At 51.2% G+C, this 20,214-nt stretch carries 20 protein-coding genes; 13 read left to right on the top strand and 7 right to left on the bottom strand.

The window, feature by feature from the left end:
* Position 1: 1 nt before the first annotated feature.
* On the bottom strand, positions 2-1,870 hold the full coding sequence (locus HOM51_15090; GenBank protein MBT5035837.1) for an SLC13 family permease: 1,869 nt from the start codon (positions 1,868-1,870) through the stop codon (positions 2-4).
* 109 nt (positions 1,871-1,979) lie between these two features.
* Positions 1,980-3,059, bottom strand: coding sequence for a glycosyltransferase family 4 protein (locus HOM51_15095; GenBank protein ID MBT5035838.1), 1,080 nt, complete (start codon positions 3,057-3,059; stop codon positions 1,980-1,982).
* A gap of 210 nt (positions 3,060-3,269) precedes the next feature.
* Between HOM51_15095 and HOM51_15100 the strand changes: the two genes are divergently transcribed.
* From HOM51_15100 to HOM51_15140, 9 genes are all read left to right on the top strand, one after another.
* The gene (locus HOM51_15100) at positions 3,270-4,334 is read left to right on the top strand and encodes a hypothetical protein (GenBank protein ID MBT5035839.1); all 1,065 of its coding nucleotides are present in this window, start codon (positions 3,270-3,272) and stop codon (positions 4,332-4,334) included.
* A 145-nt stretch (positions 4,335-4,479) separates the two neighbouring features.
* Positions 4,480-6,627 carry a Gfo/Idh/MocA family oxidoreductase gene (locus HOM51_15105; protein MBT5035840.1) on the top strand — a complete coding sequence of 716 codons (2,148 nt, stop codon included), beginning with the start codon at positions 4,480-4,482 and terminating at the stop codon, positions 6,625-6,627.
* Positions 6,628-6,642: 15 nt separating this feature from the next.
* The gene (locus HOM51_15110; GenBank protein MBT5035841.1) at positions 6,643-8,730 is read left to right on the top strand and encodes an alginate lyase family protein; all 2,088 of its coding nucleotides are present in this window, start codon (positions 6,643-6,645) and stop codon (positions 8,728-8,730) included.
* Positions 8,731-8,805: 75 nt separating this feature from the next.
* Positions 8,806-9,267, top strand: coding sequence for a DUF302 domain-containing protein (locus HOM51_15115; GenBank protein ID MBT5035842.1), 462 nt, complete (start codon positions 8,806-8,808; stop codon positions 9,265-9,267).
* 9 nt (positions 9,268-9,276) lie between these two features.
* Positions 9,277-10,449, top strand: a complete 1,173-nt coding sequence (locus tag HOM51_15120) for a YeeE/YedE family protein (protein ID MBT5035843.1) — start codon at positions 9,277-9,279, stop codon at positions 10,447-10,449.
* 205 nt (positions 10,450-10,654) lie between these two features.
* Positions 10,655-11,182, top strand: coding sequence for a PAS domain-containing protein (locus HOM51_15125; protein ID MBT5035844.1), 528 nt, complete (start codon positions 10,655-10,657; stop codon positions 11,180-11,182).
* A gap of 46 nt (positions 11,183-11,228) precedes the next feature.
* The gene (locus HOM51_15130) at positions 11,229-12,356 is read left to right on the top strand and encodes a methyl-accepting chemotaxis protein (protein MBT5035845.1); all 1,128 of its coding nucleotides are present in this window, start codon (positions 11,229-11,231) and stop codon (positions 12,354-12,356) included.
* A 29-nt stretch (positions 12,357-12,385) separates the two neighbouring features.
* Positions 12,386-12,697: an STAS domain-containing protein gene (locus HOM51_15135; protein ID MBT5035846.1), complete on the top strand. Its 312-nt coding sequence runs from the start codon at positions 12,386-12,388 to the stop codon at positions 12,695-12,697.
* A gap of 32 nt (positions 12,698-12,729) precedes the next feature.
* Positions 12,730-13,065 carry a tRNA-binding protein gene (locus tag HOM51_15140; protein ID MBT5035847.1) on the top strand — a complete coding sequence of 112 codons (336 nt, stop codon included), beginning with the start codon at positions 12,730-12,732 and terminating at the stop codon, positions 13,063-13,065.
* Here HOM51_15140 and HOM51_15145 read toward each other — a convergent pair.
* Entirely contained in the window at positions 13,062-13,934 is an 873-nt protein-coding gene (locus HOM51_15145) for an SUMF1/EgtB/PvdO family nonheme iron enzyme (protein ID MBT5035848.1), read from the bottom strand. The genes HOM51_15140 and HOM51_15145 overlap by 4 nt on opposite strands.
* A 226-nt stretch (positions 13,935-14,160) precedes the next feature.
* On the opposite strand from HOM51_15145, the gene HOM51_15150 reads away from it, so the two are divergent.
* The 3 genes from HOM51_15150 (at position 14,161) to HOM51_15160 (ending at position 16,707) form a co-directional block, all read left to right on the top strand.
* Entirely contained in the window at positions 14,161-14,418 is a 258-nt protein-coding gene (locus HOM51_15150; protein ID MBT5035849.1) for a hypothetical protein, read from the top strand.
* A gap of 171 nt (positions 14,419-14,589) precedes the next feature.
* Positions 14,590-15,321, top strand: a complete 732-nt coding sequence (locus HOM51_15155) for a hypothetical protein (GenBank protein MBT5035850.1) — start codon at positions 14,590-14,592, stop codon at positions 15,319-15,321.
* A 102-nt stretch (positions 15,322-15,423) separates the two neighbouring features.
* Complete coding sequence (locus HOM51_15160; protein MBT5035851.1) at positions 15,424-16,707, top strand: outer membrane beta-barrel protein; 1,284 nt, start codon at positions 15,424-15,426, stop codon at positions 16,705-16,707.
* A gap of 12 nt (positions 16,708-16,719) precedes the next feature.
* Here the strand turns inward: HOM51_15160 and HOM51_15165 are convergent, their stop codons facing one another.
* From HOM51_15165 to HOM51_15175, 3 genes are all read right to left on the bottom strand, one after another.
* A complete protein-coding gene (locus tag HOM51_15165; protein ID MBT5035852.1) occupies positions 16,720-17,058 on the bottom strand; it encodes a P-II family nitrogen regulator in 339 nt (112 codons plus the stop codon).
* Between the two features lie 41 nt (positions 17,059-17,099).
* Entirely contained in the window at positions 17,100-18,404 is a 1,305-nt protein-coding gene (locus tag HOM51_15170; protein ID MBT5035853.1) for an ammonium transporter, read from the bottom strand.
* Positions 18,405-18,672: 268 nt separating this feature from the next.
* Positions 18,673-18,834 (bottom strand): hypothetical protein, encoded by a 162-nt coding sequence (locus tag HOM51_15175; GenBank protein MBT5035854.1) that lies wholly within the window; start codon positions 18,832-18,834, stop codon positions 18,673-18,675.
* A gap of 184 nt (positions 18,835-19,018) precedes the next feature.
* Here HOM51_15175 and HOM51_15180 point away from each other — a divergent pair, with 184 nt between their 5' ends.
* Positions 19,019-19,801, top strand: coding sequence for a DUF427 domain-containing protein (locus HOM51_15180; protein ID MBT5035855.1), 783 nt, complete (start codon positions 19,019-19,021; stop codon positions 19,799-19,801).
* Here HOM51_15180 and HOM51_15185 read toward each other — a convergent pair.
* Positions 19,798-20,007, bottom strand: coding sequence for a hypothetical protein (locus HOM51_15185; GenBank protein MBT5035856.1), 210 nt, complete (start codon positions 20,005-20,007; stop codon positions 19,798-19,800). The genes HOM51_15180 and HOM51_15185 overlap by 4 nt on opposite strands.
* Positions 20,008-20,214 lie beyond the last annotated feature (207 nt).

The raw sequence follows: 20,214 nt of genomic DNA on the forward strand, positions 1-20,214 counted from the left end.
CCTACACCCCATAATACCACGGTGCGAACAGCGAAAAGGTGATCCACATGACGAACACCAAGGGGATGCCGACGCGGGTGAAATCCATGAATTTATAGTGCCCTGGCCCCATTACCAGAAGGTTGGTTTGGTAGCCCAAGGGTGAGGCGAAGGAGCAGTTGGCAGCGAAGATGACGGCGACGGCAAAGGCCTCGGGGGCGGCGCCGACCTCTATCCCAAAATCAATTGCGATAGGAGTGAACAGGACCGCCGTGGTCTTGGTGCTGATGATGTTTGACAGCACGGCGACTAATAAGAAAAAGACCGATAGCATCACCGCAGGCGACACGCCCTTCATTGCCGTTGCCATCGCGTGCGCAATATATTGAGCGCCACCAGTTTCCTGAAGCGCGATCCCTAAAGCTAAAGCCGTGCCAATGGTTGCGACGATCAGCGGGTCGATTGCGCGGGTCGCGTCTCGGACAGTAAGAACACCCGTCGCGACCATCCCAGCCGCCCCAGTCAGCGCCGCCACGACAATCGGTACGATACCTGTCCCGGCCATTAAGACGACACCAAAAAATATGAGCAAAGATCGACGGGCATGCTTCACCGCTGGCAATGTCTCATCCGACCAACCGACCAAGACAACATCGCGGCTGGCTTTCAATGCCATGACGTCTTCGTTCTGTCCCATGACCAGAAGTTCATCACCCGCTCTCAAATAGATATCAGTCATGCGCCCCCGCACCATGTGGCTGCGGCGTTTGATGGCCATGACGATACAGTGGGTGTGATAGCGAAAGCCGATTTGCGACAGGGTCTGACCAATCAACCGAGACGCCGGCGTCACCATGACTTCGGCCAACACCCGTTCGCCGTCATGCCACGGCGCATAGTCTTCATCTTCTGATGCACGTCCGTCGCGAAGGTCGGGATAGAACAGACCTGGATTGTGGGCCAAGACTTCGGTCAAAGCCTTGCGAGTGCCCGCCACGACGAGTGTATCCCCTAGCTGACCTTTGTATTCCTCAAACGGTGGTAAAATTGCTTCTTCACCACGTTGAATGGTCCGAATGACAATATCATCGGGCATGGCAGCGAAGTGCCCGCCGGGGGCTCCTGCGCCTATCAATTCCGAATTTTCTTCGATCGTAATCTGGGCGACGAACTGTTTACCGTCGGTATCATAAAGCGCATCGGTTCCAGCTTCCCGATCCGGCAAAAGCTTGGGCGCAATCGTCATTAAAAAGACCAATCCTGCAGCCGCCATCACCAATCCGGGAATTGAAAAATCGAAAAATCCGAACGGCGCTTTTCCCATTTCAATGAGTGCACTGTTGACCAACAGATTGGTGCCAGAGCCAATTAACGTGGTCATACCGCCTAAGACAGCAGCAAAGCTTAGGGGGATCATCACCTTGCCCACCGACATGCCATAGCGCGAGGCCAGTGCCTGCATGATCGGGATAAAAATGACGACCACAGGAATGTTATTTAAAAACGCACTGATCGCCATTACGACGATCAAAATTACAGCGATAGAGAACCAAGCACTGCCCCCCCCCAACGTCATGATCCAGCGCGCACCCAGGTCCAAAACCCCTGTGCGAATCATTCCTTGCCCGAGAACCAATAACGCCAGAACAGTAATCAAAGCAGGATTGGCGAAGCCCTTCAGAATTCGAACGTCATCCAAGCGGTTGCCGCCGTCAGGTCCGGCGATAGGAAAGAAATGGAAGAACACCAGGAGAATACAAACCACGCCAAATGACGTCACCTCCATCGGCAAGCGCTCCATGGCGTACAACACCAGAGCACCAACGACGATGGTGAACAGCACCCACATCTGAAACTGCGGGCCTAAATATTCAATCATGACTGCAGTCATATTATGTATACCGCCCCGATCTGAGTTCTGTCAGATTACATCTATATCACCGCATGGCGAGTGCGATGACAAGAGCTAAGGCCTTGAATTGCCGTATATTATAGAACCCTCAACTGGTTGCATCTAACAGGATAGACAAGGTTTTTTCTGCCGTTGAAGACCAAGAATACGACTTCGCCCGTTCGAGTGCTTTCTGGCCGGAAGCGCGACGTCGCTCGGGATCATCCAACAACAATCCTAAGACAGATGCCATATCAGGCACATCTTTGGGATCAAAATACAAAGCACCCTCCCCCGCCACTTCGGGCATTGCTGCCGTGTTCGAGGCTGCAACTGGTGCGCCACAGGCCATGGCTTCAACCAGCGAATTCCCAAATGTTTCCACCAGCGACGGAAAAACGAAAACCCCACAGCGCCGATAAAGATCAAGCAGATCATCGGGAGCCACATGCCCCAAAAATTCAACATGATCCGTCAACCCCAATCGCTCAACATCGCGAAGCAACGCTGCATGATATTCATCATCAAGTGCGCGACCCGCAATCTTTAGCCGGATATTGGGATGCGTATCGCGAAGCACAGCGACGGCTGCCAGCAACCGACTAAAGTTCTTCTGCACATAAAGATCAGAGACAGCGAGCAGGAAGTCCTCTCGTTCGACGTTGGACTCATCCGCAGTAAAGCGCGCATCGACTCCATGCGGCACGATTGCGATACGGCTCTTAAAAATTCCGCCGCTTGCCGATGTTCGAGCGTAATCTGATACAGTGATCGCCCGCTTGGAAAATAAAAGCGAAAGCCCGGTCGCAACATACAGCAATATCCAATACGCGATCTTTGCAGGGCGGCGCTCTACGAGCCCCACATTCAACGCGTTGCGCAACAAGATCACGGTATTGGATGCCAGGAGGGGGCCGTAATTGGCCGGAGAAAAAGTCACCGCGGCCCCAATGCGCCGGGCAAGTCGTGGCACATCGACTTGTTCGCGCCATAGAAGCTTCCAAAACCCGGTCGGGAACGACAATTCGTGGACCGTCACACCCGGTACATCCACAATCAGCAGGTCTTTTTGATCCGCGTGAATACACAGGTGCACATCCACTCCCGCCGCCTGACCAAACAACGGTAGAATGTTGTTAAGGTACGTCACCCCGCCACCGCTTTTGGAATGCAGCCCGTTAATCAGCAGTGTAATCGGCGTCTTTGGTGGAGTTTCGTTTGCCATGAACCCGATCATGGGCCACAGGCCCCCCTATCTGTCAACTTTGGCCTGTCAACTTTCTAAAATTATTACGGTTCGTCTTTTCGTCGGAAAGCGCATGAACTATTATCTGGTATTCGGTGCGCCGTTCTAGGACAGCCGCCCACATCCACGTTTTAATACCTCAATAGGACGGACATGGTCGGACGGATTTTCTTGGTATTGGTCCTCATCGCTGGTGGCGCTGCAGCGTACGTATACGCCCCCCGTTATTTGACACCTCAAACGACGAAGACCGTTACCATTTGGCTGGAAGAGGTTCTTACTCCAAAACCGTCCGCAGAAGAAAAAGTTGCCGTGGTGGCTCAGCCGCCGGTTGCCTCTCCCGTCCCAGAGCCAATTCCCGTAGAGCCTGAGCAAAAACCAGAACCGCCCGAACCACCTGAGCCTGATCCCGCACCTGCAGTCGTCGAACCGGAACCTCCCGCACCAAAAGAGATGCCGACTGAAATAGTTAAGGTTAAAGCGCCCACCACGCCCCCCATTCCCGTAAACTCCTTTAGCGGCGACTTGGTCACGTCGATGGAGGGTTGGGAGCTAGAGACAATTGCATCCGGAAACGTCGATGAGATTCTGATTGATGGTACGAATGATGGCTCTGGGTCGCACAAATTAGGCACTCGCCCCCTAACGAACAACGACGTTCTCAAAATCAAAGGCTGGGCCGGAAACACCGCACTTGGCATGCGAATGCACCATGTTCTGATCTCCATGTGTCAAAAGGTGATTGCCCATGCGCCGGTGATGGACCGACGTCCTGACATTGCCGAAAAGGTCCATCCAAACCTTGTCCTCTCTGGATGGACCGCATGGGTTGCCGCCGCCCATCTTCCGCGCTGTGAAACCCCTGAAATACGGTTTTGGGCAGCAGGCGCATTTGCGCCGGTGCTCAGTCCCGTCAACGGATGGCGGAGAATGGACCTGCCGTCAGCCGACATAGAGCCTGAAAAAACATTCTATACCGATGGCGTACCCCTCATGCCTGAAAACCTACCGCAACCGATCTCAGTGGTCTTAAACATCTCCGGCGGCAAAGCAAATCTGCATCATTGTGCCGACCTAAATTGTCGCGTAATCGGCTCCCGCACCATGGGCCGCCATCTCGCATTTATCGCTGATAGGGCCCAAGATTGGGCGCTTGTTCAGTTCAGGGATACGTCTGGATGGCTGGCACAATCGTCATTTAAGGTCGAAAAGGAATGAACAAAATTCCGATCCGCCCTTAAATCGCCATTTTTTTGGAAGAAATAGGCCGCTGCCGCTGCAAATTAATGAATTCGTAGACAATTCTGTTGAATGTAGAAGCCGATACTTTCGAGGGAAAACCAGGGGGAAGCTTCCCAACGTTATGAAACTTGTCGTCCAAAATTTTAAGAACGGAAAACTATCCGTCACCGACGCACCGATCCCGGCGTTGCAGCCCGGCGGCGTACTTGTTCGCGCGACCGCATCTCTGATCAGCGCCGGTACCGACCGCGCGGTGATTGGTCTCGCGCAAAAAGGCTATCTCGGCAAAGCCAAGGCGCGGCCTGATCTTGTCCGAAAGGTCATCGGTAAGGCTAAAACAGAAGGTCTGTGGAACACCTTCCAGGCTGTGCAAAACAGATTGTCCGAATTACTGCCGCTCGGCTATTCGCTCGTCGGTGAAGCTGTCGGCGTTGGCGCGGACGTGCATGACATCAAAGTCGGCGACCGTGTCGCCTGCGCAGGTCAAGGATATGCAGGTCACGCCGAGGCGGTGTACGTGCCAAAAAATCTCTGCGTCAAAGTGCCTAATGGTTTGGACGAAGAAAGTGCAGCCTACGTCACCCTAGGTGCAATTGCGCTGCATGGCGTTCGTCAAGCTGATCAACAATTGGGCGCGACGGTCTTGGTTGTGGGGCTGGGCCTTGTTGGACAGATTACCGTACAAATTTGCCGCGCGGCTGGGCACAAGGTAATCGGCTTGGATTTAGACAAACGAAAAAATGCGCTGGCTGTTGAGCAAGGGGCCGCCGCAGCCCTGCACCCTGACGATCCGAACTTGGGAGACACCATCGCCGCTGCTACCAGTGGACAGGGCGTGGACGCGGTCTTAATCACAGCGGCCTCCAAAGACAGCGGTGCCATTTTTGATCAGGTCGCGGCGCTTTGTCGTGATCGGGCAAAAGTCGTCGCGGTTGGCGATGTAAAAATGGACATGTCGCGCCGTGCGTTCTTTGAGAAGGAACTGGAAGTCCTACAATCGCGTTCTTATGGTCCTGGTCGCTACGACAGTAATTACGAAGAGAAAGGTCAGGACTACCCTATCGGCTATGTCCGCTGGACCGAACGTCGAAATCTGCAATCGTTCCTAGAATTGATGGCGGATGGCCGGATCGATATTTCTCACTTAACGACTCACCGTTTTCCAATCACCGAGGCCGAGGCTGCATATGATACAGCCACAGGTGCCAATGACGGTTTAGCGATTGGTGTGTTGCTGCAATACCCGAACGAAGTAACGGATAGCGCACCAAAGGCACCTGCCATTAAACGCGCGGTCCCTGGCAAAATTGGACTTGGTGTAATTGGCGCGGGTCGATTTGCAAAGGGCGTTTTAGTTCCCGCTTTCATGGGAACGAACCAATTTGATCTCGTGAATGTCGCATCAGCGCGGGGTCTTTCCGCTGTGGCGTTAAAAGATAAATACAATGCACAAGCAGCAACATCGGACCCAGATGAAATAGTGAACGACGATGCCGTCGAGGCCGTGGTCATTGCCACCCGCCACGACAGCCACGCGAAATATGTTATTGCCGCACTTAAGCAAAACAAACATGTCTTCGTTGAAAAGCCCTTGTGCCTCAACCGCGAAGAACTGGCAGCCATCGCCGAAGCTGCGGAAGCATCGTCCGGCATCCTAACCGTTGGCTTTAACCGCCGCTTCAGTCCCTGCCTAAAAGACGTAATTAAACATTTCGATGGACGCGGCGAACCGCTCGCCATGTCGTACAGAATTAATGCCGGGCGCATTCCCTTGGAGGGACCTGACGGCTGGCTACATGATCCCGCCATCGGCGGCGGGCGCATCATTGGCGAGGCCTGTCATTTTATTGACACTCTGCAAGCGGTCACCGGTGCCCGACCTGTCAGTGTCACGGCCAACACAGTTAATCCTGGTCGGGCGACCCTTGCCGGCAATGACATCGCCACGATCACAATTCAATTCGATGATGGGTCACTGGGGACGATCCATTACTGGTCCAACGGCGACGCCAGTGCGCCAAAGGAACGGTTGGAAATTTACGGATCCGGTCGCATCGCTGTGTTGGATAATTTTCGGCGGCTTGACTTGAGTGCCAACGGACGCACCAAGACCCACCGATCGCGCAACCAACAAAAAGGTTTCGCCGAAGAAGCTCAGGCGTTTATCAAGGGATGTCAAAGTGGCACACCACCGATCACAGTAGAAAGCCTGATCGACACCACCTTGGTCACGTTCCTAGCGACTGAGGATATTGGCAGCCTAGATTAGGTCATGGACTCATAAATGAGCCTGAAACACCTCATTACCCACGCAAGATCAATGCCGATTGGCGCCGCCGTGGCGAAGGGGAGCCGGGTCATTGGGCGGACGATATTGGGACAGTCGCGGCAACTTCTCACTAAGGGTCGCGATACATTTGGTGATTCACAGGCATTACGTGAAATCGCGACCTATGTGCCGGGCTTGCCCCCTGATGTGACAGAACCTCAGGCCGAGGCCTTAGCCGCACTCTGCCAACATTATCTTGGTCACCGGTTTGACCTTCTGGGTTCTGGCTGGGTGACGGTTAGCCACGGCATGGCCGCTTTAGGATTTGAGAGACAAGTTTATAAGGCGCCGCAAGCGCCCACAGACCTCACCTCGCTTTTGAATCCAGGCAATCGATCTCACGCGCAAAAAATACGCGCCCAAATCGCCGCAGATTACGTTCCGATTGATTGGCAGATCGATTTTAAATCCGGCTATCGCTGGCAAGAGAACCATGTGTCGAGCCGCCTGCAATACGGCCATGAGCCCGGCGTCGATATCAAAGTGCCTTGGGAATTGGCGCGGCTTCAACACCTGCCCCAATTGGCGGTGGCGTACGCTGCTTGCCGCATGGGTCTTGAAGGATTTGAGACCATAGAGACCTACCAAGACGAATTTCAGAATCAAGTCTTAGACTTTATCGCCGCAAATCCGCCAGGCTTTGGCGTCAACTGGTTCTCTGCCATGGACGTCGCCATCCGCGCGGCAAACCTGCTGATCGCATTTGATCTGTTTAAGCGCCACGATGCGAAATTCGATTTGAAATTCACCGCGGAATTCAGCACGAGTATCTTGGCGCATGGACGGTTTGTTGCCGCCAACCTTAGCACCGGGCATCGCGCCAACCATTACCTAACGGAAATTTGTGGGTTGTTGTTTGTCGCGGCCTATCTGCCAGCAACGACTGAGACAGATGGCTGGTTGGCGGAAGGCATACGAGAACTCACCACCGAGGTCAAACGCCAGTTCATGGTCGATGGTGGCAACTTCGAAGGATCAACAAACTATCACAGGTTATCGGGTGAAGCTGTCTTATACGCCACCGCCTTGGTATTGGGATTGCCGGAAAACAGACGCACAGAACCTTTTGAGCCCGGGTATACCGAACGCCTGGAACGATTAGCCGAATTCACCCAACACGTCACCAAGCCCTCCGGCCACGCGATCCAAATTGGCGATACAGACGATGGCCGGTTTATAAAACTTTGCCCGCCAGTTCGCGACGGCAGAGAAGACATTCTCGATCACCGTTCATTGGTGGGAGCTGCCAATGGATTATTTCGGCGCCAGGACTTTACGCGCACGGCAGGACTTCACGGTTATATCGATGCCACAATAATTGGCGGCCTCGCGGATGGCACGACGGCCCCAAGCTCACTTGCTGCCGGCGCGCTTCCCCCTGCCCAAGACCGACCGATTACGACTGTTGGAGACCTTGACGGTGCCCCCCCCCAAACCAGCCGGGAAGTGGTCATTACCCTGCCGGATACGGGGCCGTTGTTCGGCCTGAAGAATGCAGCCTACCCTGAATTTGGCTTATACCTTTGGTGGTCCAGGCGTTTGTTTTTATCAGTCCGCTGTGGTGGTTTGAACAATGACGGCTTGGGTGCCCATGCACACAACGACCAATTATCAGTTGAACTGCAAATTGATGGGGTTGATTGGCTGGCTGATCCGGGCAGCTATATCTACACGCCGACCCCCAAACATCGAAACCTCTATCGATCGGCTATCGCGCACAACGGCCCTAAGCTTCCGGACATAGAACCCGCTCGTTTAGACCTGGGCTTATTTAAGTTGGAAGACTCATCCGATGCCAAGTGCTTACATTTCGAAGGGACTGGATTTTTTGGATACTACACGGGCTATGGCGTGCCCGTTTCGCGTTTGATCGCGATTGGACGAGATCGAATTGTCATTCGAGATTCGTTCGGCTCGGTACGCCCGGCCCCAGCTGACTCAGCCGAAAGCGTTGACGTTACATCTGCGAATGAACTTCGCAATGCCCTTGCTGTAGCGATCCCATTTTCACCCGGTTACGGAAAAGTACTCACGGGAGAGTGAAGGCTGATCACGGTCCTTTTATTAGACGACGAGCGCCACCATACGTAGCTTGGGTCAAACAACAAAGAGGACACCATGCGCTTTTTAATTTTCATTTGTTTGGCTTTAATTCTCGCGCTACCTGCTCAAGCAGAGAACAAATCACCCTATTCAGGCACCAAGATTATCCAAACCGGCAAACCCTTCGCCGGTTACCTAAAATCTCTGAAGAGCGCCATCCGCTCGAACAAGATGGGTATCGTTTCAATTGCCTGTGCGACCTGTGGGGCAAAAGCCATCGGCGTCACTATTCCCGGCAATCGGGTCATCATGATCTATAACCCGCACTTTGCCGTTCGCATGTTAAAGGCGAGTGTAGAAGCTGGCGTCGAAGCGCCGTTGCGGCTTTACGTTACAGAAAACAAAAACGGCACAGCCAAGCTAAGCTATCGCCTGCCCAGCCATGTGTTTGCGCCCTACGATGTCGCGTCCTTGAATACCATGGCAAAGGAACTTGATAGCATCGTTCAGAAGATCATCGCTGATGCCGACAAGTAAGAATTGGCCATGACAACCGTAGCGCTCTCTCTCCCTCGAATTCAGCATCCTATTCTGGCTGTTGCTGGTTTGGTCACAGCAGGACTAGGGCTAAAGCTTCTAACCGAAGATGGAGTGATGGCGCTGTTGTTGCTGATCGGCATTGGACTGGGTGTCGCGCTTTATCATGCATCCTTCGGATTTGCTGGGGCCTACCGTAAGGCCATCGTCGATAAGGATATCTCTGGTGTCGCGGCCCAGCTTTTGATGCTTGGCACGGCGATTTTATTGTTCGCACCAATCCTGTCCCAAGGTGAAGCCTTCGGTCACAATGTCGGAGGCGCGTTTGCTCCGGTCAGTGTCTCCATGGCGCTCGGCGCGTTCGTCTTTGGCATCGGCATGCAATTTGCGGGATGCTGTGCGTCGGGGACATTGTTCGTCGCCGGTGGCGGGAATTCACGCATGACTGTGGTGCTGGTATTCTTTTGCATCGGCACCTTTATCGGCAGCTTGCATTTAGGATGGTGGACCGAACTCCCCAGCATTGGCAGCATTTCGCTCCGCAAAGAACTCGGATGGGAACGCGCAATCCCCTTACAGCTTGGCGTGCTAGCATTGGTCTACTTTGTGCTTCGTCGCAGCGGAGCCACGATCAAGCAGCCAATTTGGTGGACAGGTGATTTTTCAGTCGTCCGGCTTTTGCGCGGCCCTTGGCCTTTGGTGCTGAGTGCTCTCGTTTTAGCTGTGCTCAATTGGGCAACGTTGGTGGTCGCGGGACATCCCTGGTCGATCACGTGGGCGTTCACTCTTTGGGGTGCAAAAGGGGCGAGCTTGCTCGGTTGGCAACCGAACGGAAACTGGTTTTGGACGGGCGGTTACCAAGAACGGGCCCTTAATGCCTCTATCTTAAATGACACAACTTCCGTCATGTGCATCGGCATTGTCTTAGGCGCAATGATGGCAGCATCCCTGGCGGGTAAAATCGCCCCGAAACGCAGCATCCCCGTCCCCGCTCTCGCATCCGCCATCGTTGGTGGAATAATCATGGGCTATGGTGCCAGACTTGCCTACGGCTGCAATATTGGTGCTTTCTTCAGCGGCGTCGCCTCCGGCAGTCTCCACGGCTGGGTTTGGATTTTTTGTGCAATTCCAGGGAACTGGGTGGGGATTAAGTTAAGACCGTTGTTTAAAGAAGCGTTTTAGGGACAAACCCAAAAACAACCGAGATCATAAATCTCACTTTTATAAAAATGACTTCGGTCAATGTTGCAAGGGGCCTTTCCAGATATAAAAAGGCTCTTGCTGAAACATGCGAGACACATTGGGACACACGACGAAAGATATACGACATATTTGAGATATATAACGAAGGTAGAGTATGCCTGTCTAAATTATTGGAGAGCAGTTGATGAGCACGAGCGATGTAAGTCTAACGGGCATTGAGCGAACTTTTGGTAAGAATGAAATAATCGTTAGCAAAACAGACCTCAAAGGTCGCTTAACATATTGCAACTCTATATTTTTAGAGCTTGCCGGATATACCGAACGTGAATGTCTCGGCGAACCCCACAGCATGATCCGTCACCCTGAAATGCCACGTTGTGTCTTCAAGCTTTTGTGGGACCATATTCAAGCGGGGCGGGAAATTTTCGCCTATGTCGTCAACAGGTCAAAGAACGGTGATCATTACTGGGTGCTGGCTCATGTCACCCCCAGCAAAGACACTTCCGGTCAAATTATTGGGTTTCATTCAAACCGGCGTGTTCCAAACCGCCAAATTCTCGATACGACAATTATCCCCCTCTACCAGTCGCTCTTAGCCGAAGAAGCCAAGCACGCAAACAGCAAGGACGGCATGCATGCTTCGTTCGATATGCTGGTCGGCATACTGAAAGAGAGCAACGTAGAATATGACGAATTTATCGCCAGGCTATAGCGCCAAGGCCAGATACAATAATACTATATAAGAGGACGAAAACGTTATGGCTAAACCTTCACAATCAATCTCGAAGATACTTTCGGTCTGTAAGGCTGTCGCTGCCGGAGATTTAGAGGCACGAGTAATTGATATCGAGGCGGAAAGAGGCGAAATGAGAGAGCTCTGTGATGCAATTAATCATATGATAGACCTTTCGGATGCCTACATTCGCGAATCAACGGCGGCTTTAGAACACGTCTGCGAGAAAAAATTCTATCGCCGAATTCATGAAGAGGGCATGGTCGGGGAATTCGGTCGCGCCTCCGGTGTTATTAATACCGCAATTTCAGACGTCGAAACTCAGCACAAGGAAACCGCTGAACTGTCGGGAGAGGTTCTCACCGTGACTCGCGGCGTATCGAAATCGTGTATCTCGATGATTGATAAAGCCGAAAGCATGGCGGCTCGGACTGAGCAAGGGACAGGAAAATCCCTCGACGTTTCGATGGCAACCAAAGATACAATGATGCGGGTGGAAGCTGTTGCAGCTGCGACGGAGGAACTTTCAGGATCTATCTCTGAGATTAAAAATCAGGTTGATCATTCATCGGGAATCGCCAAACGTGCTGTTTCACAAGCCGAGTCTATCAATGAAGGTGTCAAAGTTTTAGCCACTGCAGCAAGCAAGATTGGCAGCGTCGTAAGCCTGATCACAGACATTGCCAGTCAAACGAACCTTCTTGCCTTGAACGCGACAATCGAAGCTGCCCGGGCCGGTGATGCGGGAAAAGGATTTGCCGTCGTTGCAAACGAAGTGAAATCTCTGGCCAATCAAACGTCTCAGGCCACAGATGAAATCTCAGCCCAGATTACGTCCATCCAAACTGCTACAGATGAAACGGTGACCACCATCGGAACGATAAGTGAAATCATCTCAGAAATGGACCAGATTACCCAAGAAATTCACTTCTCTGTAGATCAGCAGGCCGAAGCAACCGCAGAAATTAGTGAAAATGTACAGCAGGCTTCAAACGGCATGCAAAATGTCTCTAAAGGCACGAGCGACGTGACCCAGTCTAATGTTCAAACCGTCAGTAATGCAATCGACCTTCTTTGGCAGTCGAATGATATGAAGGGGCCGGCCGATGTGCTCCTAAACAGTGTTGAACAATTTGTAAAAAATTACACCTAGCCGCCCGAAAGTAGGAAAGATTAATTATCATGGACTATAGAATCTCATCCAACGGCAATAAGACGGAAGTTAACTTGGCCGGAAGATTAACCTTTGACGAGAACCAGCAGTTTCGGGAAATCATTACTGAGATCGCGGAGCTTGGAGGATCGCAAACAATTCTTGACCTCTGCAATGTCGAATTCATTGACTCAGCAGGTCTCGGACTCTTGCTCCGTATTAAGGCAGAAGTTGAAAGGGTGGGTAATACCGTTGGGATGAAAGTCTCGACCGGCGGTCAGGTCAAAGATATGATAGACGTCGCGCATTTCGAGCAACTCATCCCGATCATAAGCGATTGAGCACTAATATTGGCTCATAGTGAGGGTCTCCCATGACCATCACCTTTGACGACTTTATGAACGTGGATATTCGGGTCGGCACTGTTGTCCGTGCAGAACCCTACCCAGAGGCGCGTAAACCGGCGATAAAACTATGGATCGACTTTGGACCTGAAATCGGCGAACGCAAGACATCCGCACAAATTACCCTACATTACACCCCCGAGACGCTTCCCGGTCGGCAAGTTGCCGCAGTCGTGAATTTTCCCCCGAAGCAAATCGGCAAGTTCATGTCCGAATGTCTGGTTCTCGGCTTCCCCGATGAAGACGGTGAAGTCGTCTTGACCGAACCAAGCAAGCCTGTCCCAAATGGCGGTCGGATGTACTAATCCCTTACCAGCACCAACCTAAATCCGATCAGAATATGCTTGATTGCCATTGGCCGGGTGTGACGCGCCGCTGGGCGGCAGATGCCGCAGCCCCTGTCGTCCCATGAGCCGCCTTTAACGATTGCACGTTTTTTACCCGGCACGGCTTCGGTCCATTCAAAAACTTGGCCGGCACCATCCAACAGGCCATAGGGACTGGCCCCCTTCGGAAATCGGCCAACAGGAAGCGTATCAAACGGTCCCTTATCGTGACTGTTGGCTAATGTCGCCTCAAACGTATTACCCCAAGGGAACCAACTGCCATCAACACCCCTTGCAGCCTTCTCCCACTCCAATTCCCGAGGTAGTCGCCAGGTGTGCCCGGTCTGCTTTGAAAGCCATCCGGCATAGGCCATGGCATCTTGAAAAGAAACCATCACAACGGGATGATTTTCTCGGCCCTTTGGCACGACTCCGTCGCGCCAGGCATGACGTCTTGAACGTTGGTACGGATGGATCAGGCCATAACTCTTCCAGGTCTTGCGATCAACACCGGGAGGTCGGTGGCCCGTCGCTCGAATGAAGGCAGCATACTGGGCATTGGTGATCAGGTTTTTGGTAATCTTGAAGGATTTAATTTCAACAGCTTGGAGCTCGCGCTCATTCTCATACCATTCCCACTTCCGAGTGTTGTTATGGCCATAGGCACGTTCATCCAAGGTGTAAGCGTATTCACGTTCCTTTCGATTTGATCCGGCAATAAAGCTACCCTGCGGAATTTCAATGACGACAGGTCCGTTTGACGCTCTATGAGCAGAATCGGACGGTTGGGCACCGCAAACCATGGCGAAACCAAATAACAGTGCCGTCAGGGACCTGATGCCATTCATCAAGAAATTTCTCCATATTGAGTTGCTGCCAATATAGCGGGCGGCGAGGTTCTCCCTATCCTTCATCACATAGATTTGAAGCTGGTTTACTATACGTCAGCAGCGATTTCTGCGAGGTTCTTCATCAGGTACGGAAAAAAACGTGAATATTTGGGACATAAAAGAAGTCCCGCGCGAAACAACAGAAACAAAGTCAATCAACCTAAACAGAGAAGGATATCGAGACATGCTTAAAAAAACAGTAATCGCACTTAGTGTCGCAACGCTGGCTGGTGCTGGTGCCCTGGACGTTCTGCCAACAGCATCTGCTAAAGCTGCAACCGGCGTACAGCTGGCTGCCTGTAACCCTTGTGCTGGCAAGAAAAAATGTGGCGGGTGTAACCCCTGTCGCGCCAAATCAAAGTGTGGCGGATGTAACCCCTGTCGCGCAAAATCAAAGTGTGGCGGATGTAATCCCTGCGCAGGCAAGAAGAAAAAATGGTAATTTTACGGGCTCGGCCCTAGCAGCCTAGCGCGAAGCTATTATAGAATACGCCGTGAATCTGAATAGGATTTACGGCGTATTTCTTTTTAGGCGGGTTTGACGCTCCGAAATTTCTATTTAAATTATATAAGAACAAATGAAATCGAGTTATTTCGTTGGAAACGCTATTGAATGACCAATCTTAACACTCTCTCTAAAGAACGTCTTCAAGCCATGAGTGAGGCCGGCCAGCGGGTGCTCGAGTGCTATCGTGTCTTGCAAAAGACCAATCATAATGTGGTTGGAGAACTCTTAGATACTGCCGAGGACTTCTTCGAATGGGATCATTACCCGGACGGTGATGTCTATGACCACGAAACCCATGCACAGTATTACTACCACGCCCATCCCCCAGGCGAACGAACAGAAAAATTCGGCGAAGAAAACGGACATTTTCACACTTTTCTACGTCCCCGGGGCATGCCAAAAAAAATAAAACCCGTGCCACTGCCAGATTACGAAGAACCCGAAAGCGACAACGACGACCTTACCCATTTTGTCGGCATATCCATGAATGCCGCAGGCTATCCAGTCCGTATATTTACGACCAACAGATGGGTCACTGGCGAAGCCTGGTACAAGGCGGAAGATGTAATTGAACTCTTGGACAGTTTTGATATGGACATGGCGTGGCCTTCATGGCCGGTAAACATCTGGGTCACCAATTTGATACAGTTATTTTACCCGACGATCGTCGATTTGCTGCGAGAGCGCGATAAGGCTGTTACCGATTGGGAAGTTCGCCATCCTGGGATAAACGCCTACGACGATAGAGATTTAGAACTTACGTCGGTCAAAGGTATTTCCGTTGAAGATCAAATTAAAGCCGTTGATGCTGCCTTGAAAAAGAAGCGGGCTTCCTGACTAAGATAACAGTTAAGGAATTGAATTTTTTACGTTTCTTTGTGTATTTTCCGCTCATTCTTAGGCACAATAGAGGTGAACGAACTGGGACACCTTTGAGACATGGGTAAAATTATTAGGACCATTGGCATTGTGTGCATGCTTTTGGGCACAACAATTACGGCGTCACTTGCCCAATCAGTGGAGCAAATTCGGGTTGGTGTTCACAGCGCCATGACCCGAATTGTGCTTGATGTCCAGGGTGACGCGGACTTGGCCTACGATGTTGCCGGAACAGGCCAGGGCAAAGCCCTGCTGATCGCTTTTCCCAAAGTATCGTGGAATGCCCCCAAGACCTTAAATACACCCAAGGGCGTAGTATCAGGCTACCAATTCAAAGCTCACTCAGGGGGCGGAGCGTTGGCAATTACAACGACCAAGCCGATCAAAATAAAGCGCTCCTTTACATTACCGGCGTCAGGACGACGGGGACCCCGGATTGTATTCGATCTTGTTGATGCCCCAGCAGGACCGGGATTCAGCAGAGCGACGACCCAGCGCATCAGCGCTCCCCTAGGCCACACACCAAAACGCATGGTGTCGGCCAAACCCGCTCAAATTGCGCAAGCGATTGTCCTGCCCCAGGAACCGTGGCTCAAGGATTGGCTTTCTGCCCCGGTGCCCGGCAAGGGCTCATCTGGCCGATCATCTGGAGGACACGATACGCTTCAAAATCAGCAAGCTCCTCTAAGCCCTCAAATAAGACCGAGCTATTCTCCGCCATATACTTCACCAGGTCCGGCAATGGCACCAATGCCAATCGGTGCGACGGACCACGGTCTCCCCCAGGTGCCCGGTTCTTTGGCACCAAAATACCAACTCCCCCCGTCAGCGCGGTTGGACCCAATACAAAAAAAGACACAAGAGTTCGACACCCAAGGCGCCTATATCGGCGTTAACTTTGGGGGGTCGTTTTTGGATGTTACGGTAAGAAATTCGTTTGGAACTGCGGATATAGAATCAACCCAAACATATTTTAAATTATTTAGTGGGTATCGCTTCACACGGATTTTCTCGATGGAAGTATTCTATGCTGATTTGGGTAGTAGCACCAAATCAACGGATTCAACCCTTAATGCGGAGGTCAGTCTTTCGGGACCAGGGTTTGCCGTCCAGGCCGGGTATCCCATAGTGGAATGGTTTGTCCCCTTCGCTAAATTGGGACTCATCTACCTCAATATTGACGGAAAATTTGATAACGAGGATGCCGGCGGACATTCCGGCAAGTCGTATTTTGCCGCAGGTTTAGATTTTTGGCTTACGCCAAACATTGCCGTCCGGGGAGAATATGAAAACTACGCCCTAACCAACGATGCAATATCAGCCGGCATAATATATAAATTCTAAAGCCTTATAACCCTAAAGTGCTTCCGTTCCAGTTTCGTTTGTCCGAATTCTAATAGCCTCTCCTAAATCAAGTACGAATATCTTTCCGTCACCAATTTTACCGGTTGATGCCGAAGATTGAATGGCCTCAACAACTTGTTCGGTGATGTCAGCGCTGACGGCAATTTCAATTTTGATCTTGGGCATAAAACTAACTTCGTATTCTGCCCCACGATAAATTTCAGTCTGCCCCTTTTGGCGACCGAAGCCCTTTACTTCGCTGACTGTCATGCCCTGCACGCCCAAGGGCGTTAAGGCTTCTCGAACGTCATCTAATTTAAACGGCTTGATTATGGCCATTACTAACTTCATGGCTGTACTCCCTATTCAACTTATACCCAGAATTATTTATTTTAGAGTTCATATCCTCGTTCGCCATGGGTGGTGATGTCCAGTCCCTCGGTTTCCTCTTCCGCACTAACTCGGAAACCAACCATTGCGCTAACCACCTTTACAATGACGTAAGTTACAACGCCCGACCACACTGCTGTTGCGATCATGCCTGTCCCTTGTGCCATAAATGAGCCGCCCATGGTCATGCCTTCCTGGGGGTAACCAAGGCCACCCAGCGTAGAGGCAAGAACCGAAGCCATCATAATCCCCATGGCGCCACCAAGGCCGTGAACCGCGAATACGTCTAAGGTATCATCAACACCCCACTTCTGCTTCACAATTTGAACCGCTTCAAAGCAGACATAGCCGGAGACGATTCCGATAACGAGCGCGCCTGCGGGTCCAACAAAGCCAGAGGCTGGCGTGATCGTTGCCAGACCGGCGATCGTCCCTGTTACCGTACCAATCAATGTCGGTTTGCCGTACCGGGACCATTCAATGCACATCCACACCAACGATGCTGTTGCCGCCGAAATATGCGTCACTGTCATCGCCATACCGGCACTACCGCCAGCCGTTAAGGCGCTGCCCGCGTTAAAGCCATACCAGCCTACCCAAAGCATCGACGCACCAATCATCGTCATGCCAGGGTTATGTGGCGTCATGATATTCGATGGAAAACCTTTGCGACTGCCCAACATTTTGGCGATTACCAGTGCCGACGTGCCTGCGGTTACGTGCACGACCAAGCCACCGGCAAAGTCCATTACCCCCATGTCAGCAAGCCAGCCACCGCCCCAAACCCAGTGACAAACCGGGGCGTAGACCAAAATCAGCCATAAACCGCTTAAAAGCATGACGGCTGAAAACTTAATGCGTTCCACATAGGCGCCAACAATGAGCGCCGGTGTGATAACCGCAAACGTCATCTGGAACATAAAGAATACGGTCTCAGGTATGCTGCCACTCAGCGTATCTACACCGACACCAGCCAAGAATGCCTTGTCGAGTCCGCCAATAAATTTATTGCCTTCACTAAATGCCAAGCTATAGACGACAGCGAACCAAAGGACTGATGCTAAGCACGCGATGGCATAACAGTGCATCAGGACCGATAGAACGTTCTTGGTCCGAACCAAGCCGCCATAAAACAGTGCCAACCCCGGCAACGTCATAAACAGCACTAACGCCGTCGCCGTGAGAATCCACGCTGTATCACCGTCACTGAGCTTATCCGCTGCAAAAGCTTCGCCAGGCAACATGAAAATTCCGAGCGCAATAAAGAAGAGCACCCGGTGGGTACTCGCTAGGATGGACTTAGACATAAGGATATTCCCCACCGCAAAATTTAAGTTCATTAAACCAGCCCATATTACTATTATTTTTCAGGCTTAAACGTGCAGCATCCTAACATAAGCAGATCGCAAACCTCAACAATTTTGCCCAAAAAACATGCTTGTTTGTTTAATTTATTAATTTCAATCGATCCTGCCTATAAATTAAGCAATAAATTCAGTCCCGCAGTTCTTATACAAAAGCGCCGACTTTAACTAAAGTCGGCGCCCAAGAACAAAACCTGTCGGATACGACGCCCTATCCTTCTTCAATTTCGTAACGCGCCTCATTCAGGTCTCGCACACGAGAATTCAACAAATCCAATTCGATTTGTGCTTCCGTTTTGGTGCTGAACTGCTTGCCGCTATCGGTTCTCTTATCGTTTTTCACATCCAAGCGGACGATTTTATAAATTGCCATATCTGACTCCTATACATCTAATGAGGTGTTTTATTTAGTTTGAAAAACGATGTCCAGAGGAACAATTAAATATTTTTATTTTAGGCAGAAATTGTCTGCCAAATCTCTTGTTAGTCTAGGTTATGTAGTCATAAATACCCTGATTAATAGGTTTCAGTAAAACGTTTAGGATCGAGAGAATTCAATGGCGAATATCCCCAAATCAGAGCACAAAATTCAAGCATGGCCCTGCCCAAAACGGATTAGAGCTGTATTCGGCGACCTGGAGATCGCAGAATCGACAAATACCCTTATTTTGCGCGAAACCCGTCATGCGCCGGTTTATTATTTCCCCAAGGGTGATGTCCGGATGGATTTGCTTGAAAAAACCGACCACGCCACCGTTTGCTCCATAAAGGGGGATGCATCCTACTGGAATATCGCCACGCGTGAGAAAACAGCTGAGAACGCGGCCTGGAGCTACGAAAGCCCCATTCCAGGCGCGGAAAGGATAGCTGGATACGTCGCATTCTACTTCAAATTAATGGATCATTGGTACGAAGACGATGATGAGATTTTCATCCACCCAAAGGACCCGTTCGTGCGAATTGATGTTCGGAAAAGCTCTCAGCCTCTCCAGGTCGTCATCGGAGGAGAAACAGTGGCGGAAACCACCCGCGCCAGCCTACTTTATGAAACGGGATCGATTACTCGGTATTACATTCCCAAAGAAGATATCCGCATGGACCTTCTGCAAGCGACCGATTTGCACACGTCTTGCCCCTACAAAGGGACCTGTGACTATTGGACGGTACGCATTAATGGTGACGAATTTGAAAACGTCGTGTGGTCGTATCCAACACCGCTTCCGGAAGTGGCAGATATCAAGAATCTATTGTGCTTCTACAATGAAAAAGTCGATGAAATCCTTATTGATGGAATCCCACCATCCACATCAAAAATTCTATGGTATGAGAATGTCAGCTAATCAAACCCCATAATCGATTTAGCCGCTTTCCATATCACATAGCCAGCAGCCCCTGTCCAAATGATCAGCATGATCAAGAACATCAGGTTGCCGGATGTAAAAATTTTGTGTTCCTTACTTTCGGATTTCCGTCGGTCTTTTGGACGACGTTCCTTGCCCGCCAGAAACACCATATAGAACCCGCCGAACAGCCAAGGAACCGTCAAACGTAGATCGAGTGCATGCCTGCCCCAAACCTTGGCAAAGGTTTGGTCGGGTCTCGAGCCTTCTCCCGGTGTATGATCGAGAAGGCTGAATAGCCCCTAGATTTGTAGACACCTTGCAGTTTAAAAATGAAGCAAGGAGTTTAAGATTATGTCCGCAATACGATACACCGAAGAATTTAAACGCGATGCCGTTGCTCAGGTCACAGA

The organism is Rhodospirillaceae bacterium (assembly GCA_018660465.1).
In the GTDB taxonomy this organism is placed as follows: domain Bacteria; phylum Pseudomonadota; class Alphaproteobacteria; order Rhodospirillales; family JABJKH01; genus JABJKH01.